Origin of the sequence: Acidovorax sp. A79 (genome assembly GCF_041154505.1) — a bacterium.
Classification (GTDB): Bacteria; Pseudomonadota; Gammaproteobacteria; order Burkholderiales; family Burkholderiaceae_C; genus Acidovorax.
The window spans coordinates 3,633,690-3,649,307 of sequence record NZ_AP028672.1; the positions used below are offsets into that span (position 1 = coordinate 3,633,690).

General features: G+C 69.3%; 15 protein-coding genes. 9 read left to right on the forward strand and 6 right to left on the reverse strand.

Translation table 11 applies throughout. The features are described from left to right. Positions 1-245: 245 nt before the first annotated feature. Both ACAM51_RS16615 and ACAM51_RS16620 read right to left on the reverse strand, forming a co-directional pair. On the reverse strand, positions 246-1,406 hold the full coding sequence (locus tag ACAM51_RS16615; protein WP_369641230.1) for a DUF3108 domain-containing protein: 1,161 nt from the start codon (positions 1,404-1,406) through the stop codon (positions 246-248). Positions 1,407-1,433: 27 nt separating this feature from the next. Further along, positions 1,434-2,216 (reverse strand): IclR family transcriptional regulator, encoded by a 783-nt coding sequence (locus ACAM51_RS16620; protein ID WP_218297295.1) that lies wholly within the window; start codon positions 2,214-2,216, stop codon positions 1,434-1,436. Positions 2,217-2,319: 103 nt separating this feature from the next. Between ACAM51_RS16620 and ACAM51_RS16625 the strand changes: the two genes are divergently transcribed. Together ACAM51_RS16625 and ACAM51_RS16630 are read left to right on the forward strand one after the other, a co-directional pair. Next, positions 2,320-3,327: a fumarylacetoacetate hydrolase family protein gene (locus ACAM51_RS16625; RefSeq protein ID WP_369641231.1), complete on the forward strand. Its 1,008-nt coding sequence runs from the start codon at positions 2,320-2,322 to the stop codon at positions 3,325-3,327. Positions 3,328-3,533: 206 nt separating this feature from the next. Continuing rightward, a complete protein-coding gene (locus ACAM51_RS16630) occupies positions 3,534-4,511 on the forward strand; it encodes a Bug family tripartite tricarboxylate transporter substrate binding protein (RefSeq protein ID WP_369641232.1) in 978 nt (325 codons plus the stop codon). Between the two features lie 120 nt (positions 4,512-4,631). On the opposite strand, the gene ACAM51_RS16635 is transcribed toward ACAM51_RS16630, so the two are convergent. The 3 genes from ACAM51_RS16635 to ACAM51_RS16645 form a co-directional block, all read right to left on the reverse strand. Further along, positions 4,632-5,045 (reverse strand): VOC family protein, encoded by a 414-nt coding sequence (locus tag ACAM51_RS16635; protein WP_369641233.1) that lies wholly within the window; start codon positions 5,043-5,045, stop codon positions 4,632-4,634. 130 nt (positions 5,046-5,175) lie between these two features. Further along, on the reverse strand, positions 5,176-6,195 hold the full coding sequence (locus ACAM51_RS16640) for a zinc-binding alcohol dehydrogenase family protein (RefSeq protein ID WP_369641234.1): 1,020 nt from the start codon (positions 6,193-6,195) through the stop codon (positions 5,176-5,178). Positions 6,196-6,259: 64 nt separating this feature from the next. After that, positions 6,260-7,375 (reverse strand): alkene reductase, encoded by a 1,116-nt coding sequence (locus ACAM51_RS16645; protein WP_218297290.1) that lies wholly within the window; start codon positions 7,373-7,375, stop codon positions 6,260-6,262. A gap of 137 nt (positions 7,376-7,512) precedes the next feature. On the opposite strand from ACAM51_RS16645, the gene ACAM51_RS16650 reads away from it, so the two are divergent. The 5 genes from ACAM51_RS16650 to ACAM51_RS16670 all read left to right on the forward strand — a co-directional run bounded on the left by ACAM51_RS16650 (position 7,513) and on the right by ACAM51_RS16670 (position 12,579). Continuing rightward, entirely contained in the window at positions 7,513-8,472 is a 960-nt protein-coding gene (locus tag ACAM51_RS16650) for a LysR family transcriptional regulator (protein ID WP_255591693.1), read from the forward strand. Positions 8,473-8,608: 136 nt separating this feature from the next. Beyond that, entirely contained in the window at positions 8,609-8,950 is a 342-nt protein-coding gene (locus tag ACAM51_RS16655; protein WP_369641235.1) for a hypothetical protein, read from the forward strand. Positions 8,951-9,385: 435 nt separating this feature from the next. After that, positions 9,386-10,549, forward strand: a complete 1,164-nt coding sequence (locus ACAM51_RS16660) for an iron-containing alcohol dehydrogenase (RefSeq protein WP_369643836.1) — start codon at positions 9,386-9,388, stop codon at positions 10,547-10,549. 101 nt (positions 10,550-10,650) lie between these two features. Continuing rightward, a complete protein-coding gene (locus tag ACAM51_RS16665) occupies positions 10,651-11,331 on the forward strand; it encodes a type 1 glutamine amidotransferase domain-containing protein (RefSeq protein WP_369641236.1) in 681 nt (226 codons plus the stop codon). 186 nt (positions 11,332-11,517) lie between these two features. Beyond that, positions 11,518-12,579: an alpha/beta hydrolase family protein gene (locus ACAM51_RS16670; RefSeq protein WP_369641237.1), complete on the forward strand. Its 1,062-nt coding sequence runs from the start codon at positions 11,518-11,520 to the stop codon at positions 12,577-12,579. A gap of 310 nt (positions 12,580-12,889) precedes the next feature. Here ACAM51_RS16670 and ACAM51_RS16675 read toward each other — a convergent pair whose 3' ends face one another. Further along, the gene (locus ACAM51_RS16675; RefSeq protein WP_218341389.1) at positions 12,890-13,792 is read right to left on the reverse strand and encodes a LysR family transcriptional regulator; all 903 of its coding nucleotides are present in this window, start codon (positions 13,790-13,792) and stop codon (positions 12,890-12,892) included. Positions 13,793-13,977: 185 nt separating this feature from the next. Here ACAM51_RS16675 and ACAM51_RS16680 point away from each other — a divergent pair, with 185 nt between their 5' ends. Next, positions 13,978-14,706, forward strand: coding sequence for a pirin family protein (locus ACAM51_RS16680; RefSeq protein WP_369641238.1), 729 nt, complete (start codon positions 13,978-13,980; stop codon positions 14,704-14,706). Between the two features lie 142 nt (positions 14,707-14,848). Then, positions 14,849-15,541 (forward strand): hydrolase, encoded by a 693-nt coding sequence (locus ACAM51_RS16685; RefSeq protein ID WP_369641239.1) that lies wholly within the window; start codon positions 14,849-14,851, stop codon positions 15,539-15,541. The last annotated feature ends 77 nt before the right edge of the window (positions 15,542-15,618 follow it).

Below are 15,618 nucleotides of genomic sequence, written 5' to 3' on the forward strand. Positions count from 1 at the left end.
GAAATTCAGATGACAGCAGTCACGCAGAGTTCAAGCCCCGGGGGCGGCTTGCGGGGTATCCCGACGGTGGGGTGGTGTCTTGTCGGGCCCTGAGAAGGCCTGCCAACCAGAACACTTGCCGCACCGCATCAACCCTGTTGCAGCCAGTATTTCACGAAAAACGCAGTGCGCCGGGCTGGTGGGGCTTTTTTGCCCCGGTGGCGTATGGGCGCAACACTCGGCCTGGGGCGCTGTTCCGTCTGGGGTCAGGGTGCGCCACTGTTGCGCAGCTGCAGGTCGGCGAAATCGCCATTGGCCTGCGTGAGCTTGATGCGCACCGGCAGGTAGCCCAGCGACGGCGCCACCCACAGCTCGGCTTTCTGGTCGTAGTCCTTGCGGGGCAGGCGCAGCAGCTTCAGGGCGGGGGTGGGGCCGGCGGGCAGGTCCAGCGTTTCCGGGCCTTCGACGGTGAAGGTCCAGCGGTCTGCGGTACGGGCGCTCACGGTGGTGATGGTGACCTGCGTGCCGGGCACGAAGCGGCCCGGGTCGGCCGCCAGCATGGCACCCAGCTGGATGAACAGGCTCAGCCTGTCCTGTGCGCCCGGGCCGACGGCGGCCTCGGGTGTGTTGGCGCTGAAGGTCACCCGGCCCTTGGCATGGTCGAAATGCGCGGCCTGCTCGCTGCGGGATTTGTCGGAAAACTTCTCGGGCAGCAGGCCCTGGGCCGTGATGGCGCCCACGCTGCGCTGTATGCGGCTGCCCACCAGGAAGGCGCTGACCTCCTGGCGTGCTTCGTAGCGGCTGCCGTCGTGCTGCCAGAGCAGCTCGGCGCGGGCGTTGTACGCGAACTTCTTGGCCTGCCCGCTCACGTCGAACGCCAGCCGCGTGGGGGCCGGAATGCGCACGGGCGGCGGCGGGGCACCCGCGCTGCGTGCTGTGCCGGAGCCCGGGGGCGCGATGTCGATTCCGGCGGCGGTGGTGGTGGTGGTTTCTTCCGCAGGCGGTGCCGAAGCCGCTGGTGCCGGTGCCTCGGCCTGGGGGGCTGATGCCGGGGTGGCCGCGTCTGGCGTGGCAACGTCGGCGGCTGGCGCGGCGGTGGCGGCGTTTGCGCTGGCCTCTGCACCCGCCACCTGCACGGAGGCCCCGGGCGCCGCAACCGGCGGATCTGCCGCGGCCGGGGAGGGGACGGGCGGCGCAGGTTTCCTGCGCACCACGGGCTTGGCCGCAGGCGGCGTTGGCGTGGGCGCGGCCACTGGAGTCGCGGTGGGGGCGGGCGCGGGCGGCGGGGCTGCCACGCTGCGCGTGCTGAAGACGCGGCCCGCCGCTGGCTGCTGGGGGCTGTCCCACGCCAGGGGCACCCCTGTCAGCACCAGCCAGTGCAGGGCCAGTACCAGGGCGGTGATGAGAACCAGGGCGCGCCGTGGCATCTACAGCGATGCGTGCAGGAGGGGGCGTCAGGCGCTGCCGGCGCCGAGGTCGCTCGACAGCTGGGCGGCGGCCGCGCGCAGCGGAACGTCGATAGCGCCGTCCCATTCCGGGTCGAAGGTGGCGATGGAGCCCAGCGTGGTGATGCCCAGCTCCAGATGGCCGTCCGCGTCGAACACCGGTGCGCAGAACGCCACGATGCCGGGCAGAAGGGTGTCCACCACGCGGGCCGCGCCGCGCGTGCGCACCTCCGCCAGCAGTGCGTTCACCTCGGCCATGGTGGAGGGCAGGTCGGTGCGCCGCATCTTCACGGCGCGGGCCAGCTCGTCCTTGAGCAGCGGAGCCACCACATCGGGCGCCATGTGCGCCGCAAAGCAGCGGCCGGTGGCGGACGAGAGCAGTGGCATCACGTCGCCCAGGCGCAGGTTGGCGGTCACGGCCTGGGGCGATTCCTCCCAGTGCACGATGGTCGGGCCGTGGTTGCCCCACACGGCCAGCGCCAAGGTGTGGCCGATGCTTTCCATGAGCTCGGGCATGCGCTCGCGCGCCAGGCGCACGGCATCGAGCCGGGCCAGCGAGGCCAACCCCAGCTTGAGGGCGGCGGGCCCCAGGTCGTAGCGCGCGGTGCGGCTGTCCTGCGTGACCAGGCCCAGGCGCTGAAAGCTCACCAGATACCGGTGCGCCTTGGCCGCGCTCATGCCGGCCGAGGCCGCCACATCCTTGAGCATCAGCGGTCCGCGCGAGCGTGTCAGCCCCTCCAGCAGGGCAAAACCCACCTCGACCGATTGAATTCCTGCACGTTCTTTGTCCATGTGCACTAAAATTTGCGAGTTTTGTTTAGTTAAATCAATTTACCCAAGCGTAATTCGTGCTGGGTGAAGACTTTCAACCCCTTGAGACAAAGGTCCTGCCACCATGAAACTCGCTACCTACAAAGACGGCTCGCGCGACGGCCAACTGGTTGTCGTCTCCCGCGACCTGGGCACAGCCCATTATGCGACCGGCATCGCCAGCAAGCTCCAGCAGGTGCTGGATGACTGGGGCTTCCTGTCGCCCCAGCTGCAGGACCTGTACGACCAGCTCAACAGCGGCCGCGCGCGCCACGCCTTTCCCTTCGACCCCGCCCAGTGCATGGCCCCGCTGCCCCGCGCCTACCAATGGGCGGACGGTTCGGCCTACATCAACCACGTCGAACTGGTGCGAAAAGCGCGCAACTCCGAGGTGCCCGAAAGCTTCTACACCGACCCGCTGATGTACCAGGGCGGCAGCGATGACTTCATCGGCCCCTGCGATAAGGTGGTGGTGCCCAGCGAGGCCATGGGCATCGACTTCGAGGCCGAGATCGCCGTGGTGACCGGCGACGTGAAGATGGGCGCCACCGCCGACCAGGCGTTGGACGGCATCCGCCTGGTGATGATCGCCAACGACGTGAGCCTGCGCAACCTGATCCCGGCCGAGCTGGCCAAGGGTTTTGGTTTCTTCCAGAGCAAGCCCGCCACCGCGTTCGGCCCCGTGGCCGTGACGCTGGACGAGCTGGGCGACGCCTGGGACCACGGCCGCGTGAACCTCACGGTGCAGTCCACCTGGAACGGCCGCAAGGTCGGCATGTGCGACGCCGGCCCCGAGATGACTTTTCACTTCGGCCAGCTGATCGCCCACGTGGCCAAGACGCGCAACCTGCGCGCCGGCTCCATCATCGGCAGCGGCACCGTGAGCAACAAGGGCGTGACCGACGCCAGCGGCCGTACCGAATGGCCCAAGGGCTACAGTTGCATCGCCGAAAAGCGCTGCATCGAGACCATCCAGGACGGCAAACCCAGCACCGAGTTCATGAAGTTCGGCGACACCATCCGCATCGAGGTCAAGGGCAAGGACGGCGCCAGCATCTTCGGCGCGATCGACCAGACCATTGCAGCCCCCTGAGTCGCCTTCGGCGCCTTCCCCCTCAGGGGGACGCCACCAGTGGCCTGGCGGAGCCAGTTCCACGGTGGCACTGGCCTGAGGATGTGCCCGTTTCATGCGCCGTGCGCTGAACGTGTGGCATAGAGATTTTTAAGCCAAAATGGCCTCTAGCGCTTGATATATAAGCGCAAGCAGCTATCAATTGAATAGTAAAAGGAGACAGCCCCATGCACCGCAGAACCCTCTTGACCGCCCTGGCCGCCGCAGGCGCCACCTCCGCCGCCCCCTGGGCCGCCGCCCAGTCCGCGTGGCCCGACCAGCCCTTGCGCTGGGTGGTGCCGTACCCGGCCGGCGGCGGCACCGACGTGCTGGCGCGCACCGTGGCCGAGGCCATGCGCCAGACCCTGGGCCAGCAGATCATCGTGGACAACCGTCCCGGCGCGTCCACCAACATCGGCGCGCAGCTGGTGGCCACGGCCAAGCCCGACGGCAACACCTTCATGTCGGCCGACAACGCCGTGCTGGCCTACAACGAGCACCTGTTCACCAAGCTGCCGTTCAATCCCGAGAAGGACTTCACCTACGTGGGCGGCATCAGCCGCTTTCCGCTGGCGCTGGTGGTGCACCCGGCGTTCGAAGCGAAGACGTTGAAGGAATTCCTGGCCTACGCGCGCGCCAACCCCGGCAAGCTCAACTACGCATCGCCCGGCAACGGCTCGCCGCACCACCTGGCGATGGAGATGTTCAAGAACCGCACCAAGACCTTCCTCACGCACATCCCCTACCGGGGCGCGGCGCCCGCGCTGCAGGACGTGATGGGCGGGCAGGTGCCCTGCATGTTCCTGGACCTGGCCGCTGGCCTGCCCGTGATCGCCTCGGGCAAGGTGCGCGCGCTGGCCATCGGCTCGGCCAAGCGCGTGGCCGCATTGCCCGACGTGCCCACGCTGGCCGAAGCCGGTGTGCCCAACACCGAGGTGTTCGCGTTCCAGGGCATCCTGGCGCCCGCCGGTCTGCCCGCGGCCATCACGGCGCGCCTGAACGGCGACCTGAACAAGGCCCTGCTCAACCCCGCCGTGGTCAAGCGCATGAACGACTTCGGCATGGAAGCCCTGCCCGGCACGCCCGAGCAGTTCCGCGCCATGGCACGCTCCGAGTCCAAGCGCTGGGGCGAGATCATCAAGGCGGCGGGCGTGAAACTCGACTGACCCCCCTGAGCGGCTGCGCCGCTTCCCCCCAGGGGGACGCACCCGGTGGCCTGGCAAAGCCAGTTCCACGGGTGCACTCGCTTGGCGACGCGCCCTCTGCGGAGGGTGCAGCGGTGTTTCTTACTCCGGCAGGTGGCACACCGCCTCGATGTTGTTGCCCTCGGGGTCGATGACAAACGCGCCGTAGTAGTGGGGGTGGTAGTCGGGCCGCAGGCCGGGGGCGCCGTTGTCTTGGCCCCCGGCTTCGATGGCGGCGCGGTAGAAGGCATCGACCTGGGCCCGCGTGGCGGCCCGCCACGCCAGATGGCAGCCCGTAGTCGCAGGCGGGCCGCCGTAGGGCGAGGGGCCGTCGATGAACCACACATCCGCCTTCTTGCCGTCGGGCTCGGACGGAGCCGGGTAGGCAAAGCCCAGCATGTTGGAGCCGTAGTTGCCTTCAAAACACAGGCTGTAGCCCAAAGGCGTGAGGACTGCGGTGTAGAACGCCTTGGTGCGGGCGATGTCGGTGACGCGGAAGGTCATGTGGTCCAGCATGGGAGGTCTCCTCGGGTTGTGGTGCCCTGTTTTATACCTGAAATACTGTTTGTAAACACAGTGTTTTTCAACCCGGCACACAATCTGCCGCGCGGGTGGTGCTGCGCCCCCCTGCGTGGCCCGCAGTTCTTCAGGCCCATCCCTCCAGCACCAGCTTGCCCCGCGCCTTGCCGCTCTCGATGAGCGCATGCGCGCGCTTCAGATTCTCGGCATTGATGGTGCCAAACCGTTGGTCCAGCGTGGTGCGGATCAGCCCCGCATCCACCAGCTGCGCCACCTCGGTCAGCAGCCGGTGCTGGCCGATCATGTCGGCGGTGCCGAAGAGCGCGCGGGTGAACATCAGCTCCCAGTGTACCGACACCGACTTGCGCTTGAACTTCGTCACGTCGAGCGACACCGGGTCGTCGATCAGCGCGAACTGGCCCTGCGGCGCGATGGCCTCGACGATCTGGTCGAAGTGCGCGTCGGTCTGCGTGAGGCTCACGATGATGTCCACCGAGGGGTGGCCGATGCGGGCCAGCTCCTGCGTCAGGGGCTTGCTGTGGTCGATCACGTGGTGGGCACCCAGGTCGCGCACCCATTGCTGCGTTTCGGGGCGCGATGCGGTGCCGATGATCGTGAGGCTGGTGAGCCGCGCCGCCAGCTGCGTGAGGATAGAGCCCACGCCCCCGCTCGCGCCGATGATGAGCAATGTCTTGTTGGTGGGCTGCTTGCCGGGCACCACGCCCAGGCGGTCGAACAGCAGCTCCCACGCGGTGATGGTGGTCAACGGCAGCGCGGCGGCTTCGGCAAAGTCCAGCGATTGGGGGGCGTGGCCCACGATGCGCTCGTCCACCAGGTGCAGTTCGCTGTTGGTGCCAGGGCGTGCGATGGAGCCCGCGTACCAGACGCGGTCGCCGGGCGCGAAGAGCATCACGTCGGGCCCCACGGCGCGCACGATGCCGCTGGCGTCCCAGCCCAGCACCTTGTACGCCTGGCCCTCGGCGGGGCCGCTGCCCTTGCGCACCTTGGTGTCCACGGGGTTCACGGAAACGGCATGCACTTCCACGAGCAGATCGCGGCCGGTGGCCACGGGGTCGGGTTGGGTGATGTCGAGCAGCGATGCGGGGTGGTCGATGGCGCGGGGGGCCTGGTAGCCAATGGCTTTCATGGTGGTGTGTCCTTGCAGAAAAGTGAGGTGGAAAAAGAGCGGTCCATGCGGTGGCGGCCAGGCGTCACGCCGCGGCCGCGTGCGCGCGGTAGTCGGAATACCCCTGGGCCGCGCCGCCGAACAGCGTGCCCGGGTCGTAGCCGGCCAGGGGCAGCCCGGCCGCATAGCGCGCGGGCAGGTCGGGGTTGGCGATGAACGGCCGGCCAAAGGCCACCAGGTCGGCCATGCCCGAATCCAGGATCTGCTGCGCGCGCTCGGGCGTGTACTTGCCCGCCACGATCACGCGGCCGCCATAGGCCGCGCGCAGGGCCTGGCGGAAATCGGCGGGAATGGAGGGGGCATCGTCCCAGTCGGCTTCGGCCAGGTGCAGGTAGGCCAGGCCCAGGGTGTCCAGCTCGCGTGCCAGGTGCAGGATGGTGGGGATGATGTCCGGGCAGTCCATGCCGCGCTGCGTAATGAACGGCGCCAGGCGCATGCCGGTGCGCTCGGCCCCGGCCTCGCTGGCCACGGCGGCGGCCACCTCGCGGGCGAAGCGGGTGCGGTGGGCCACCGGGCCGCCATAGGCATCGCTGCGGTGGTTGGACGTGGTGCGCAGGAACTGGTCGATGAGGTAGCCGTTGGCGCCGTGGATCTCCACGCCGTCGAACCCAGCACGCATGGCGTTGGCGGCGGCGCGGCGGAAGTCGTCCACCACGCCGGCGATTTCGCTCGCTTGCAGCGCGCGCGGCACCGGGCAGTCGAGCATGTGGCCCACGCCGTCGCCGTCCGCCACCCACACCCGGGCCTCGGGGGCAATGGCCGAGGGCGCCACGGGCAGGCCGTCGGCGTGGAAACTGGCGTGCGACATGCGGCCCACGTGCCACAGCTGCAGCACCATGCGGCCGCCGGCGGCATGCACCGCGTCGGTCACCCGGCGCCAGCCCTGCACCTGCGCGTCGCTGTGGATGCCGGGCGTGAAGCTGTAGCCCTGGCCCTGGGGCGAGACCTGGCTCGCCTCGCTCACGATGAGCCCGGCGCTGGCGCGCTGGGCGTAGTAGTCGGCCATGAGCGCGTTGGGCACGCCGCCCGGCTGGCTGCTGCGGGCGCGGGTCATGGGGGCCATCACCATGCGGTTGGGCAAGGTGAGCGGGCCGAGTTGCAAGGGGCGCGCGAGAGCGGGCGCGGTGGCGGTGGAGGTCATGGCGTTGTGCCTTGGCAAGCGGTGTGGAACATGGCCGTGATGGTGATCCTGTTGTCTTTTGTTTTAAATAGGCTGTTGGTTGAATCAATATTCAAAGAAAATTTGAAAATCCAGCCCTAAAGCTCCCCACACCACCCATGAAAAGTCTGCAGGACCTCGACATCTTCGTGCGCACCGTGGACAGCGGCAGCCTGTCGGCCACCGCGCGGGCGCTGGACCTCACGCCGGCGGCGGCCAGTGCGGCCCTCAAGCGGCTGGAGGCCGAGCTGGGCGTGGCGCTCTTCGTGCGCTCCACGCGCAGCCTGCGGCTCACGCAGGAGGGCGAGCTGTTCCTGGAGCACTGCCGCCCCGCGCTGGCCGCGCTGCAGCAGGTGCGGGGCCAGTTGCAAGGCGGCCAGGCCCGCGGATTTCGCGGCACGCTCCTGCTCGCCGCCCCCTCCGACCTGGGGCGCAACGTGCTGCTGCCGTGGCTGGATGCCTTCCAGGCCGAGCACCCGGGCATCGACATCCGCCTGCAGCTGTCGGACCGCATGGCCAATGTCTACAGCGAGCCGGTGGACGCGGCCTTTCGCTACGGCAAGCCGCAGGATTCGAGCCTGGTGGCCCTGCCGCTCGCGGCCGACCACCGGCGCGTGCTGTGCGCCGCGCCCGCCTATCTGCAGGCCCGCGGGGCGCCCGCCACGCCGCATGCGCTGGCCGGCCATGACGCCCTGTGTTTCATGCTCGGCGAGGACGTGCACGACCGCTGGCGCTTCTGGGATGCGGCGGGCCAGGAGGTGCTGGTGCGCGTGCGCAGCCGCAATGTGTCCAACGACGGCGACGCCGTGCGCCGCTGGGCCGTGCGGGGCCGGGGCATCGCCTACAAGTCGTACTTCGACGTGGCGGACGACCTTGCCGCCGGGCGCCTGGTGCCGCTGTGCCCGGGCTGGACCACCGAGGCCGTGCCCCTGTTCCTCGTGGCGCCCAGCCGCCGCCAGCTCACGCCGCTGGTGCGCGCGCTGCGCGACTTCATGGCGCAGCGGCTGCAGGTGTTGGCGGGCGCGGAGTCCGGTCGCCAGGGCGAGACCAGGGGTGGGGCGGCAGGGGCGCCGGATTGATCGGGGCCTCCCGGGGACCGCAGCACCTGAGGGGCGGCGCCAGCGTGGCCGTGGCCGTTGCCGCTACAGTCGGTCCACGCAGGACGCGCCACCGCGGCGCGCACGTTCCGCGCCCCACCAGGAGTTTCTTTCTTCCATGCCCGTACCCGCCCCGCCCGAATGGGCCGATGCCTTGCGCTGCGCCCTGCCACTGGCTGCCCTGCGGCCCGGCGACGTGGGTTACTTCCTGGTCAGCCCCGGTGGGCGCTATGTGGCGTGCACGACCCACGCCCTGCATTCGGTGCTGATCGACACGGCGCAGCGGCGCTACGCCGTGCTGGCCGACTGGAGCGTGCGGGGGCTTGACGATGCCGCGGTCGAGCTGGAGTCGGACGAGACCCGCCGGCAGGCGTTTGCGGTCTATGCCGACCTGTGGCAACCCGCCTTCACCGACCCGGCCTTGCCCTGGCAGGCGGCACGAGAAGAGGCCGAGGGCTGATCGATGGCCACCACCACTACATCTTCGGCGGCGGCGCGCGTGCCGGTGCCGGTCTGGGCGGGACTTGGTGTGCTCGCCGTGGGCCTTGGCGTGTCGCTGGCCTTGCTCACCGGCTTCGGGCAGGCCATGGCATGCGGTACGTTCGGGCTCGATTGCATCGCCGCGGCCTTTGGCATGGTGCTGTGCACCCTGTGTGCCGCGCTGGTCCTGCTGCTGCGGGGCCTGGGCACCCTGCGCCGCAGCGGGGGATTCTCCGTGGCCAAGGTGCTGACGGTGGGCATCGCCGGCATCGTGGCGCTGGCGATGGTGTTGCTGCGGGGCAGGGAGGGGCATGGCGCGCTGGCGGGCCGGTGTGCCTGCCCGCCGTGTTGCGCAGGCGACGCTCGCCCCGGCCCAGGGCACGACACAATGCCCGCACCCCACCCAAGGATTGCCATGCTGAATTTCGACTTTCACAACCCCACCCGCATCGCGTTCGGCCAGGGCCGCATCGCCGACCTGGACAAGCTCGTGCCTGCCGCGGCCAAGGTGCTGATCCTGGTGGGCGGCGCCAGCGCCGAGAAGACCGGCACGCTGGCCGAGGTGCGCACGGCGCTCGCCAGCCGCCAGCACGCCACCTTCAGCGGCATCGAGCCCAATCCCAGCTATGAAACCTCGATGAAGGCCGTGGCGCAGATCCGCGAAGGCGGGTTCGACTTCCTGCTCGCGGTGGGCGGCGGCTCGGTGATCGATGCAGTGAAGTTCATCGCCGCGGCCGTCAAGTTCGAAGGCGGCGACCCCTGGGCCATTCTGGAAAAGCACGGCCGCAACGTCACCGCCGCGCTGCCCTTCGGCGCCGTGCTCACGCTGCCCGCCACGGGCTCCGAGATGAACAACGGCGGCGTGATCACCCACCGCGCCAAGGGCGCCAAGCTGGCCTTTGGCAGCCACCACACCTACCCCGTGTTCTCGGTGCTCGACCCCACCAAGACCTACACCCTGCCGCCCCAGCAGCTGGCCAACGGCGTGGTCGATGCCTTCGTGCACACGGTGGAGCAGTACCTCACGTACCCGGTCAACGCGCCCGTGCAGGACCGTTTTGCCGAAGGCATCCTGCAGACGCTGATCGAGATCGGCCCGCGCCTCTTGACCGCCCCCGAGCCCGTGTACGACGACCGCGCCAACCTCATGTGGGCGGCCACCATGGCGCTCAACGGCCTGATCGGCGCGGGCGTGCCGCAGGACTGGGCCACGCACATGATCGGCCACGAGCTCACGGCGCTGCACGGCATCGACCACGCGCGCACGCTGGCCATCGTGCTGCCCGCGCTGCTGCACGAGCGCCGTGGCCCCAAGCGCGCCAAGCTGCTGCAGTACGGCGAGCGCGTGTGGGGCATCACCACCGGCACCGACGACGAACGCATCACCGCCGCCATCGGGCGAACGCGCGCCTTCTTCGAAAGCATGGGCATCGCCACGCGCCTGTCTGGCTACGGCCTGGGCGCCGACACCGTGGGCGCCGTGGTGGCGCAGCTCGAAGCGCACGGCATGGTCACGCTGGGCGAGCAGCGCGAGATCACGCCGGCCGTGAGCCGGCGGATTCTCGAAGCGGCGCTGTAAGCCAACGCCGCGAACTGCGTCCTGCGAGGGCGCAGCCGAGGGGATTGCGGGTACGGTGAGGGGCTGGACATTTTTCAACCGCACCCAGGAAAGAGACGCCTATGCCCCGCATCCTCATGGTTCTCACGTCGCACGACCAATTGGGCGACACGGGCAAGAAGACAGGCTTTTGGCTCGAAGAATTCGCCGCCCCGTACTACGTGTTCCAGGACGCGGGCGCCTCGGTCACCCTCGCGTCCCCCCGGGGTGGCCAGCCGCCGCTGGACCCCAAGAGCGACGCGCCCGATGCGCAGACCGATGCCACGCGCCGCTTCAAGGACGACGCAGCGGCCCAGGCGCAACTGGCCAGCACCTTGAAGCTGTCCGAGCTGGATGCCGCCCAGTTCGATGCGGTGTTCTACCCCGGCGGCCACGGCCCGCTGTGGGACCTGGCACAGGACGCGCGCTCCATCGCCCTCATCGAATCCACGCTGGCCGCCGGCAAACCCCTGGCGGCCGTGTGCCATGCCCCCGGCGTGCTGCGCGATGCCAAGGCGCCCGACGGCACGCCCCTGGTGCGCGGCAAGAACGTCACGGGTTTTACCAACAGCGAGGAAGCCGCCGCCGGCCTGACGCATGTGGTGCCCTTCCTGGTGGAAGACATGCTCATGGCCCACGGCGGGCTGTACACCAAGCAGGCCGACTGGAAGCCGCACGTGGTCACCGACGGGCTGCTGATCACTGGGCAGAACCCCGCGTCGTCCGAGCCTGCGGCGCAGGCCCTGCTGCAGGCGCTGGCGTGATGCTGCGGCCCTGACCGAGACGCCCGCTGCACGGCCTGCGCCTTTCGCCCGCCGTTTCGCGCCGCCCACGGGCATTTCGTCGCATGCCGCTCCCCGTGCAGGGGGGGCCGCGCCTACAGTGCCGCCATGCCGCCACCACACTTCCGCACGGTGGCGGCTTCTGGCAGACCCGACGAAAGGCGCACTGTGACCATCCTCCTCCTCCTGGCCCTGCGCTTTGCCGCGCGGCATATCCGCCCCTTCATGGCCGCCGCCTTCGTGGCGCTGACCATGCTGTCCGGCGCCGCATCGGCCCAGCACGCCGGCCTGCGCACCCTCGTCGTGCCAGGCGACGAGCCGGTGAACGTGGCACTGTTCTACCCCACCGTGCGCAGCGCGGGCGTGGTGCAGCTGGGCCCCTGGCGCCCGGTGGTCGGCCTGGGCGCACCCGTGTCGGCCGAGCCGCTCAAGGGGCTGATCCTGGTGTCGCACGGCACGGGCGGCAATGAACTCGCGCACCACAACCTGGCCACCCGCCTGGCGGCGGAGGGCTACCTGGTGGCCGCCGTTCGCCACCCGGGCGACAACTGGCAGGACCGCTCCATGATCACCTCGGGCCGCTACTTCGGCGAGCGCCCGCGCCAGGTCAGCCGCGTGCTCGACGCGCTGCTGGCCAGCCCCGAGTGGGGCCCCCGCATTCCGGCCGGCCGCATCGGCGCACTGGGCCACTCGGCCGGCGGCTACACCGTGCTGGCGCTGGCCGGCGCGCAGGCCGAGCCCGCCCGCGCCGCCCGGCACTGCCGCAGCGTGTTGGACGACCCCGGCTTCTGCGGCCTGGCCCAGGGCCCCAAGGCGCCGCAGCCGGCCGCTGCCAACGCTGCAACACCCGCCAATCTGGTGCCGGACGGCGCGCAGGTCTCCGTGCCCGACCCGCGCATCCGCGCCGTCGTGGCCCTGGCGCCCATGGCCGTGGTGTTCACCCCCGAGAGCCTGAAAGCCGTGACCGTGCCGGTGCTGCTGCGCGTGGCCGAGCAGGATGCCGTGCTGACGGGCAAGTACCACGGCGGGCTGGTGGCGGCGAATCTGGCCACCGCGCAGGCAGACACCGTGCCGGGTGCCGGCCACTTCGCCTTCATGGCCCAGCCCAGCCAGAGCCTGCCGTCCGACGCGGGCGACGCCGCCGCCAACCCGGCGGGCTTCGACCGCGTGGCCTACCACGCGGTGCTGGAGGCGCAGGTGGTGGAGTTCTTCGCGCAGCAGTTGAAATGAGCGAGGAACGTAGGCGGCGGCGTTCTGGCTAAAAATGGTCGCTACCGCTTGTTGGCTAATACTTTTGTGCTATAAATATAATAGCAATATGACAAAGCCAAGTATCGTCTATGGCGGGAGTCGCTACGTAGCGCCGCTTCAGTTGTTATCCATGGCGCTGCGCGTTCCCCGCGATGCTTGAAACAGGCGCTGCCCAAGCCAGTGCTCCCGCACAAGGGCCGCCCCGCAGTGCTGGGAGCGTCCCCCTCCCGTAGCGCGCAGCGCGCAGAGAGAGGGGGAAGGCGCGAAGCGACTCAGGGGGTGTTTCATCTCAATACGGCAGGATTCCGGGCAGCAGCGGCCGCGCCAGCCGCTGGCACCACCACTTGAGCGCCTCGCCCCGGTGCTCGGGCTTCCAGGCCAGCCAGAAGGTCTCATCGGCGCGGGGCTCGTCCACCGGCACCTCCACCAGGATGCCGTTTTCCAGCTCCACCCGCACGCAGGCGCGCGGCACGAAGCCGTGGCCCAGCCCGGCGGCCTGGCAGGCGATCTTGGCCTGCATCGACGGCACGGTGATGCGCCGCTGGCCTGATAGCAGGCCCACCGTGCGGTCCGACAGCGTGCGCGCCCCGTCGCCCACCACCACGGCCGTGTGCTCCAGCAGGTCGCTGCGCGTGAGCGGCCGGCCCAGGCGCGCCAGCGGGTGCGACGCGGTCACGCAGAACACGAAGTCCAGGCTGCCCACCGCCACGGCCTTGTAGCCGCCGCCGGCGGGGCCTTCGCCCGCCGCCACGATGATGTCGGCGCGCCCGTCGCGCAGCGCCTCCCAGGTGCCCGTCAGCGCCTCGCAGCCGATGCGCAGGCGCGTGCCGCAGTTCAGCCCCTCAAAGGCCGCGATGTCGTCGTTGAACGCACTGGTGGGTATCAGCGAGTCGTGCACCAGCCGCAGCTCGGACTCGAACCCGGTGGCGATCTGCCGCAGGCGCGATTCGAGCTGCCGCGCCGAGGCCAGCAGCCAGCGGCCCTCCTTGAGAAGCTCGTGCCCCGCGGGCGTGAGCGCCACGCGCGGCCCGTTGCGCGTGAAAAGGGCCAGGCCCAGTTGCTCCTCGAGCTTGCCCACGGCGTAGGAGATGGTGGACGGCACCTTGTGCAGCCGCTCCGAGGCGCCCGCGAACGAGCCGTAGCGGGCAATCGCATCCACCAGTTCGATGGCTTCGAGGGAGAGTTTCAGCATGGCAACAGGCCCGGAATTTCGATCATCGAAATTATCGATGATTGAACGCCAAACCTTTCAACCTGATGCCCTGCCATGCGCCGGATACTTCATCCATCGCAGCACTGATGCCCCATGAAATCCAGCAGATTTCAAACCGTGCGCCCAGTGTGAAATTCATCGACAGACATTGAAAGGAACACACCATGCTCGACATCCGCAAGGCCCAACACCGGGGCAACGCCAACCACGGCTGGCTCCATTCGCGCCACACCTTCTCGTTCGGCCACTACCACGACGCCAATCAGCAAGGTTTTTCCGACCTGCTGGTCATCAACGACGACCGCGTGGCTCCCGGCAAGGGCTTCGGCACCCACCCGCACCGCGACATGGAAATCTTCTCGTACGTGCTGGAAGGCGCGCTGGAGCACAAGGACTCCATGGGCACCGGCTCGGTCATCCGCCCCGGCGACGTGCAGATGATGAGCGCCGGCACCGGCGTGCGCCACAGCGAGTTCAACCACTCGGGCGTTGAGCCCGTGCACTTCCTGCAGATCTGGATCGTGCCCGGTGCCCGCGGCGCCGCACCCCGCTATCAGCAGGTGCACTTCAGCGAGGCCGACAAGCGCGGCCGCCTGCGCCAGATCATCTCGCCCGAAGGGGCTGACGGATCGCTGGCCGTGCACCAGGACGCCCGGGTCTATGCCGGCTTGTTCGACGGCAGCGATGAGTCGGCCGATCTGGACGTGGGCCCGGGCCGCAACGTGTATGTGCACGTGGCCCGGGGCAGCCTGGAGGTGAACGGCGAGCGGCTGTCCGAAGGCGACGGCGCCCGCATCCGCGACGCCGGGGCCCTGCGCTTCGCTAACGGCGAAGGCGCCGAGGTGCTGGTGTTCGACCTGCGGCCCAACGAGCTGCCCACGATGCCGCACTGAGCGGATGGGGCGCCCTGAGGAGCGGGCGGGTGGGCGATGCCGCCCATCCCCTGCGCCCTGGCTCGCCGCATTGCCTTGACCCGTTTTTTTTGTTTGTTCTTCTTCTCGACGCACCTCATCTTCAATTTCCAGGGAGCTCACCATGACCCACGCCAACACCACGGCTGCCAGCACCACCACCGCCCGCCCCGTCGCCTACGCCAAGCCCGGCGCCACGCTGCTGAACGCCGACGACCACACCCTGGTCATGATCGACTTCCAGTCGCAGATGGCCTTTGCCACGCACTCCATCGACGCGATCACGCTGCGCTCCAACGCCGGCCTGGTGGCCAGCGCCGCCGCCGGGTTTGGCGTGGACACCATCCTCACCACGGTGGCCGAGAAGAGCTTCAGCGGCCCCATGTTCGAAGAAGTGACCGCACCGTTCCCCGGCCAGGCGCTGCTGGACCGCACCTCCATGAACACCTGGGAGGACGAGGCCGTGATCGCCCGGGTCAACGCCATCGGCAAGCCGCGCATCGTGCTGGCCGGCCTGTGGACCAGCGTGTGCATCGTGGGCCCGGCGCTGTCGGCGCTGGACCAGGGCTTCGAGGTGTATGTGATCGCCGACGCCAGTGGCGACATCTCCGTGGAAGCGCACAACCGCGCCATGGAGCGCATGGTGCAGGCCGGCGCGCGGCCCATTACGGCGCTGCAGTACCTGCTGGAGCTGCAGCGCGACTGGGCACGGGGCGAGACGTACGACATGACGACGGGCATCGCCAAGAAGTTCGGCGGGGGCTATGGCCTGGGCATCACCTACGCCAAGACCATGTTCAACGCCCAAGAATCCTAAAAAAGGGGTGCATTGGCCTACTGCGCGACCCGATCCCGCACCTGCGGTTCTCGCCGTACGCTTGTACGGCTGCGGTC

What these genes read in the sequence shown, in the direction of transcription:
- ACAM51_RS16625 (WP_369641231.1), top strand. Translation starts at nt 2,320, where the DNA reads ATGAAACTCGCTACCTACAAAGACGGCTCGCGCGACGGCCAACTGGTT.
- ACAM51_RS16660 (WP_369643836.1), top strand. Translation starts at nt 9,386, where the DNA reads ATGCTGAATTTCGACTTTCACAACCCCACCCGCATCGCGTTCGGCCAG.
- ACAM51_RS16665 (WP_369641236.1), top strand. Translation starts at nt 10,651, where the DNA reads ATGCCCCGCATCCTCATGGTTCTCACGTCGCACGACCAATTGGGCGAC.
- ACAM51_RS16680 (WP_369641238.1), top strand. Translation starts at nt 13,978, where the DNA reads ATGCTCGACATCCGCAAGGCCCAACACCGGGGCAACGCCAACCACGGC.
- ACAM51_RS16675 (WP_218341389.1), bottom strand. Translation starts at nt 13,792, where the DNA reads ATGCTGAAACTCTCCCTCGAAGCCATCGAACTGGTGGATGCGATTGCC.
- ACAM51_RS16635 (WP_369641233.1), bottom strand. Translation starts at nt 5,045, where the DNA reads ATGCTGGACCACATGACCTTCCGCGTCACCGACATCGCCCGCACCAAG.
- ACAM51_RS16685 (WP_369641239.1), top strand. Translation starts at nt 14,849, where the DNA reads ATGACCCACGCCAACACCACGGCTGCCAGCACCACCACCGCCCGCCCC.
- ACAM51_RS16630 (WP_369641232.1), top strand. Translation starts at nt 3,534, where the DNA reads ATGCACCGCAGAACCCTCTTGACCGCCCTGGCCGCCGCAGGCGCCACC.
- ACAM51_RS16620 (WP_218297295.1), bottom strand. Translation starts at nt 2,216, where the DNA reads ATGGACAAAGAACGTGCAGGAATTCAATCGGTCGAGGTGGGTTTTGCC.
- ACAM51_RS16645 (WP_218297290.1), bottom strand. Translation starts at nt 7,375, where the DNA reads ATGACCTCCACCGCCACCGCGCCCGCTCTCGCGCGCCCCTTGCAACTC.
- ACAM51_RS16655 (WP_369641235.1), top strand. Translation starts at nt 8,609, where the DNA reads ATGCCCGTACCCGCCCCGCCCGAATGGGCCGATGCCTTGCGCTGCGCC.
- ACAM51_RS16640 (WP_369641234.1), bottom strand. Translation starts at nt 6,195, where the DNA reads ATGAAAGCCATTGGCTACCAGGCCCCCCGCGCCATCGACCACCCCGCA.
- ACAM51_RS16615 (WP_369641230.1), bottom strand. Translation starts at nt 1,406, where the DNA reads ATGCCACGGCGCGCCCTGGTTCTCATCACCGCCCTGGTACTGGCCCTG.
- ACAM51_RS16650 (WP_255591693.1), top strand. Translation starts at nt 7,513, where the DNA reads ATGAAAAGTCTGCAGGACCTCGACATCTTCGTGCGCACCGTGGACAGC.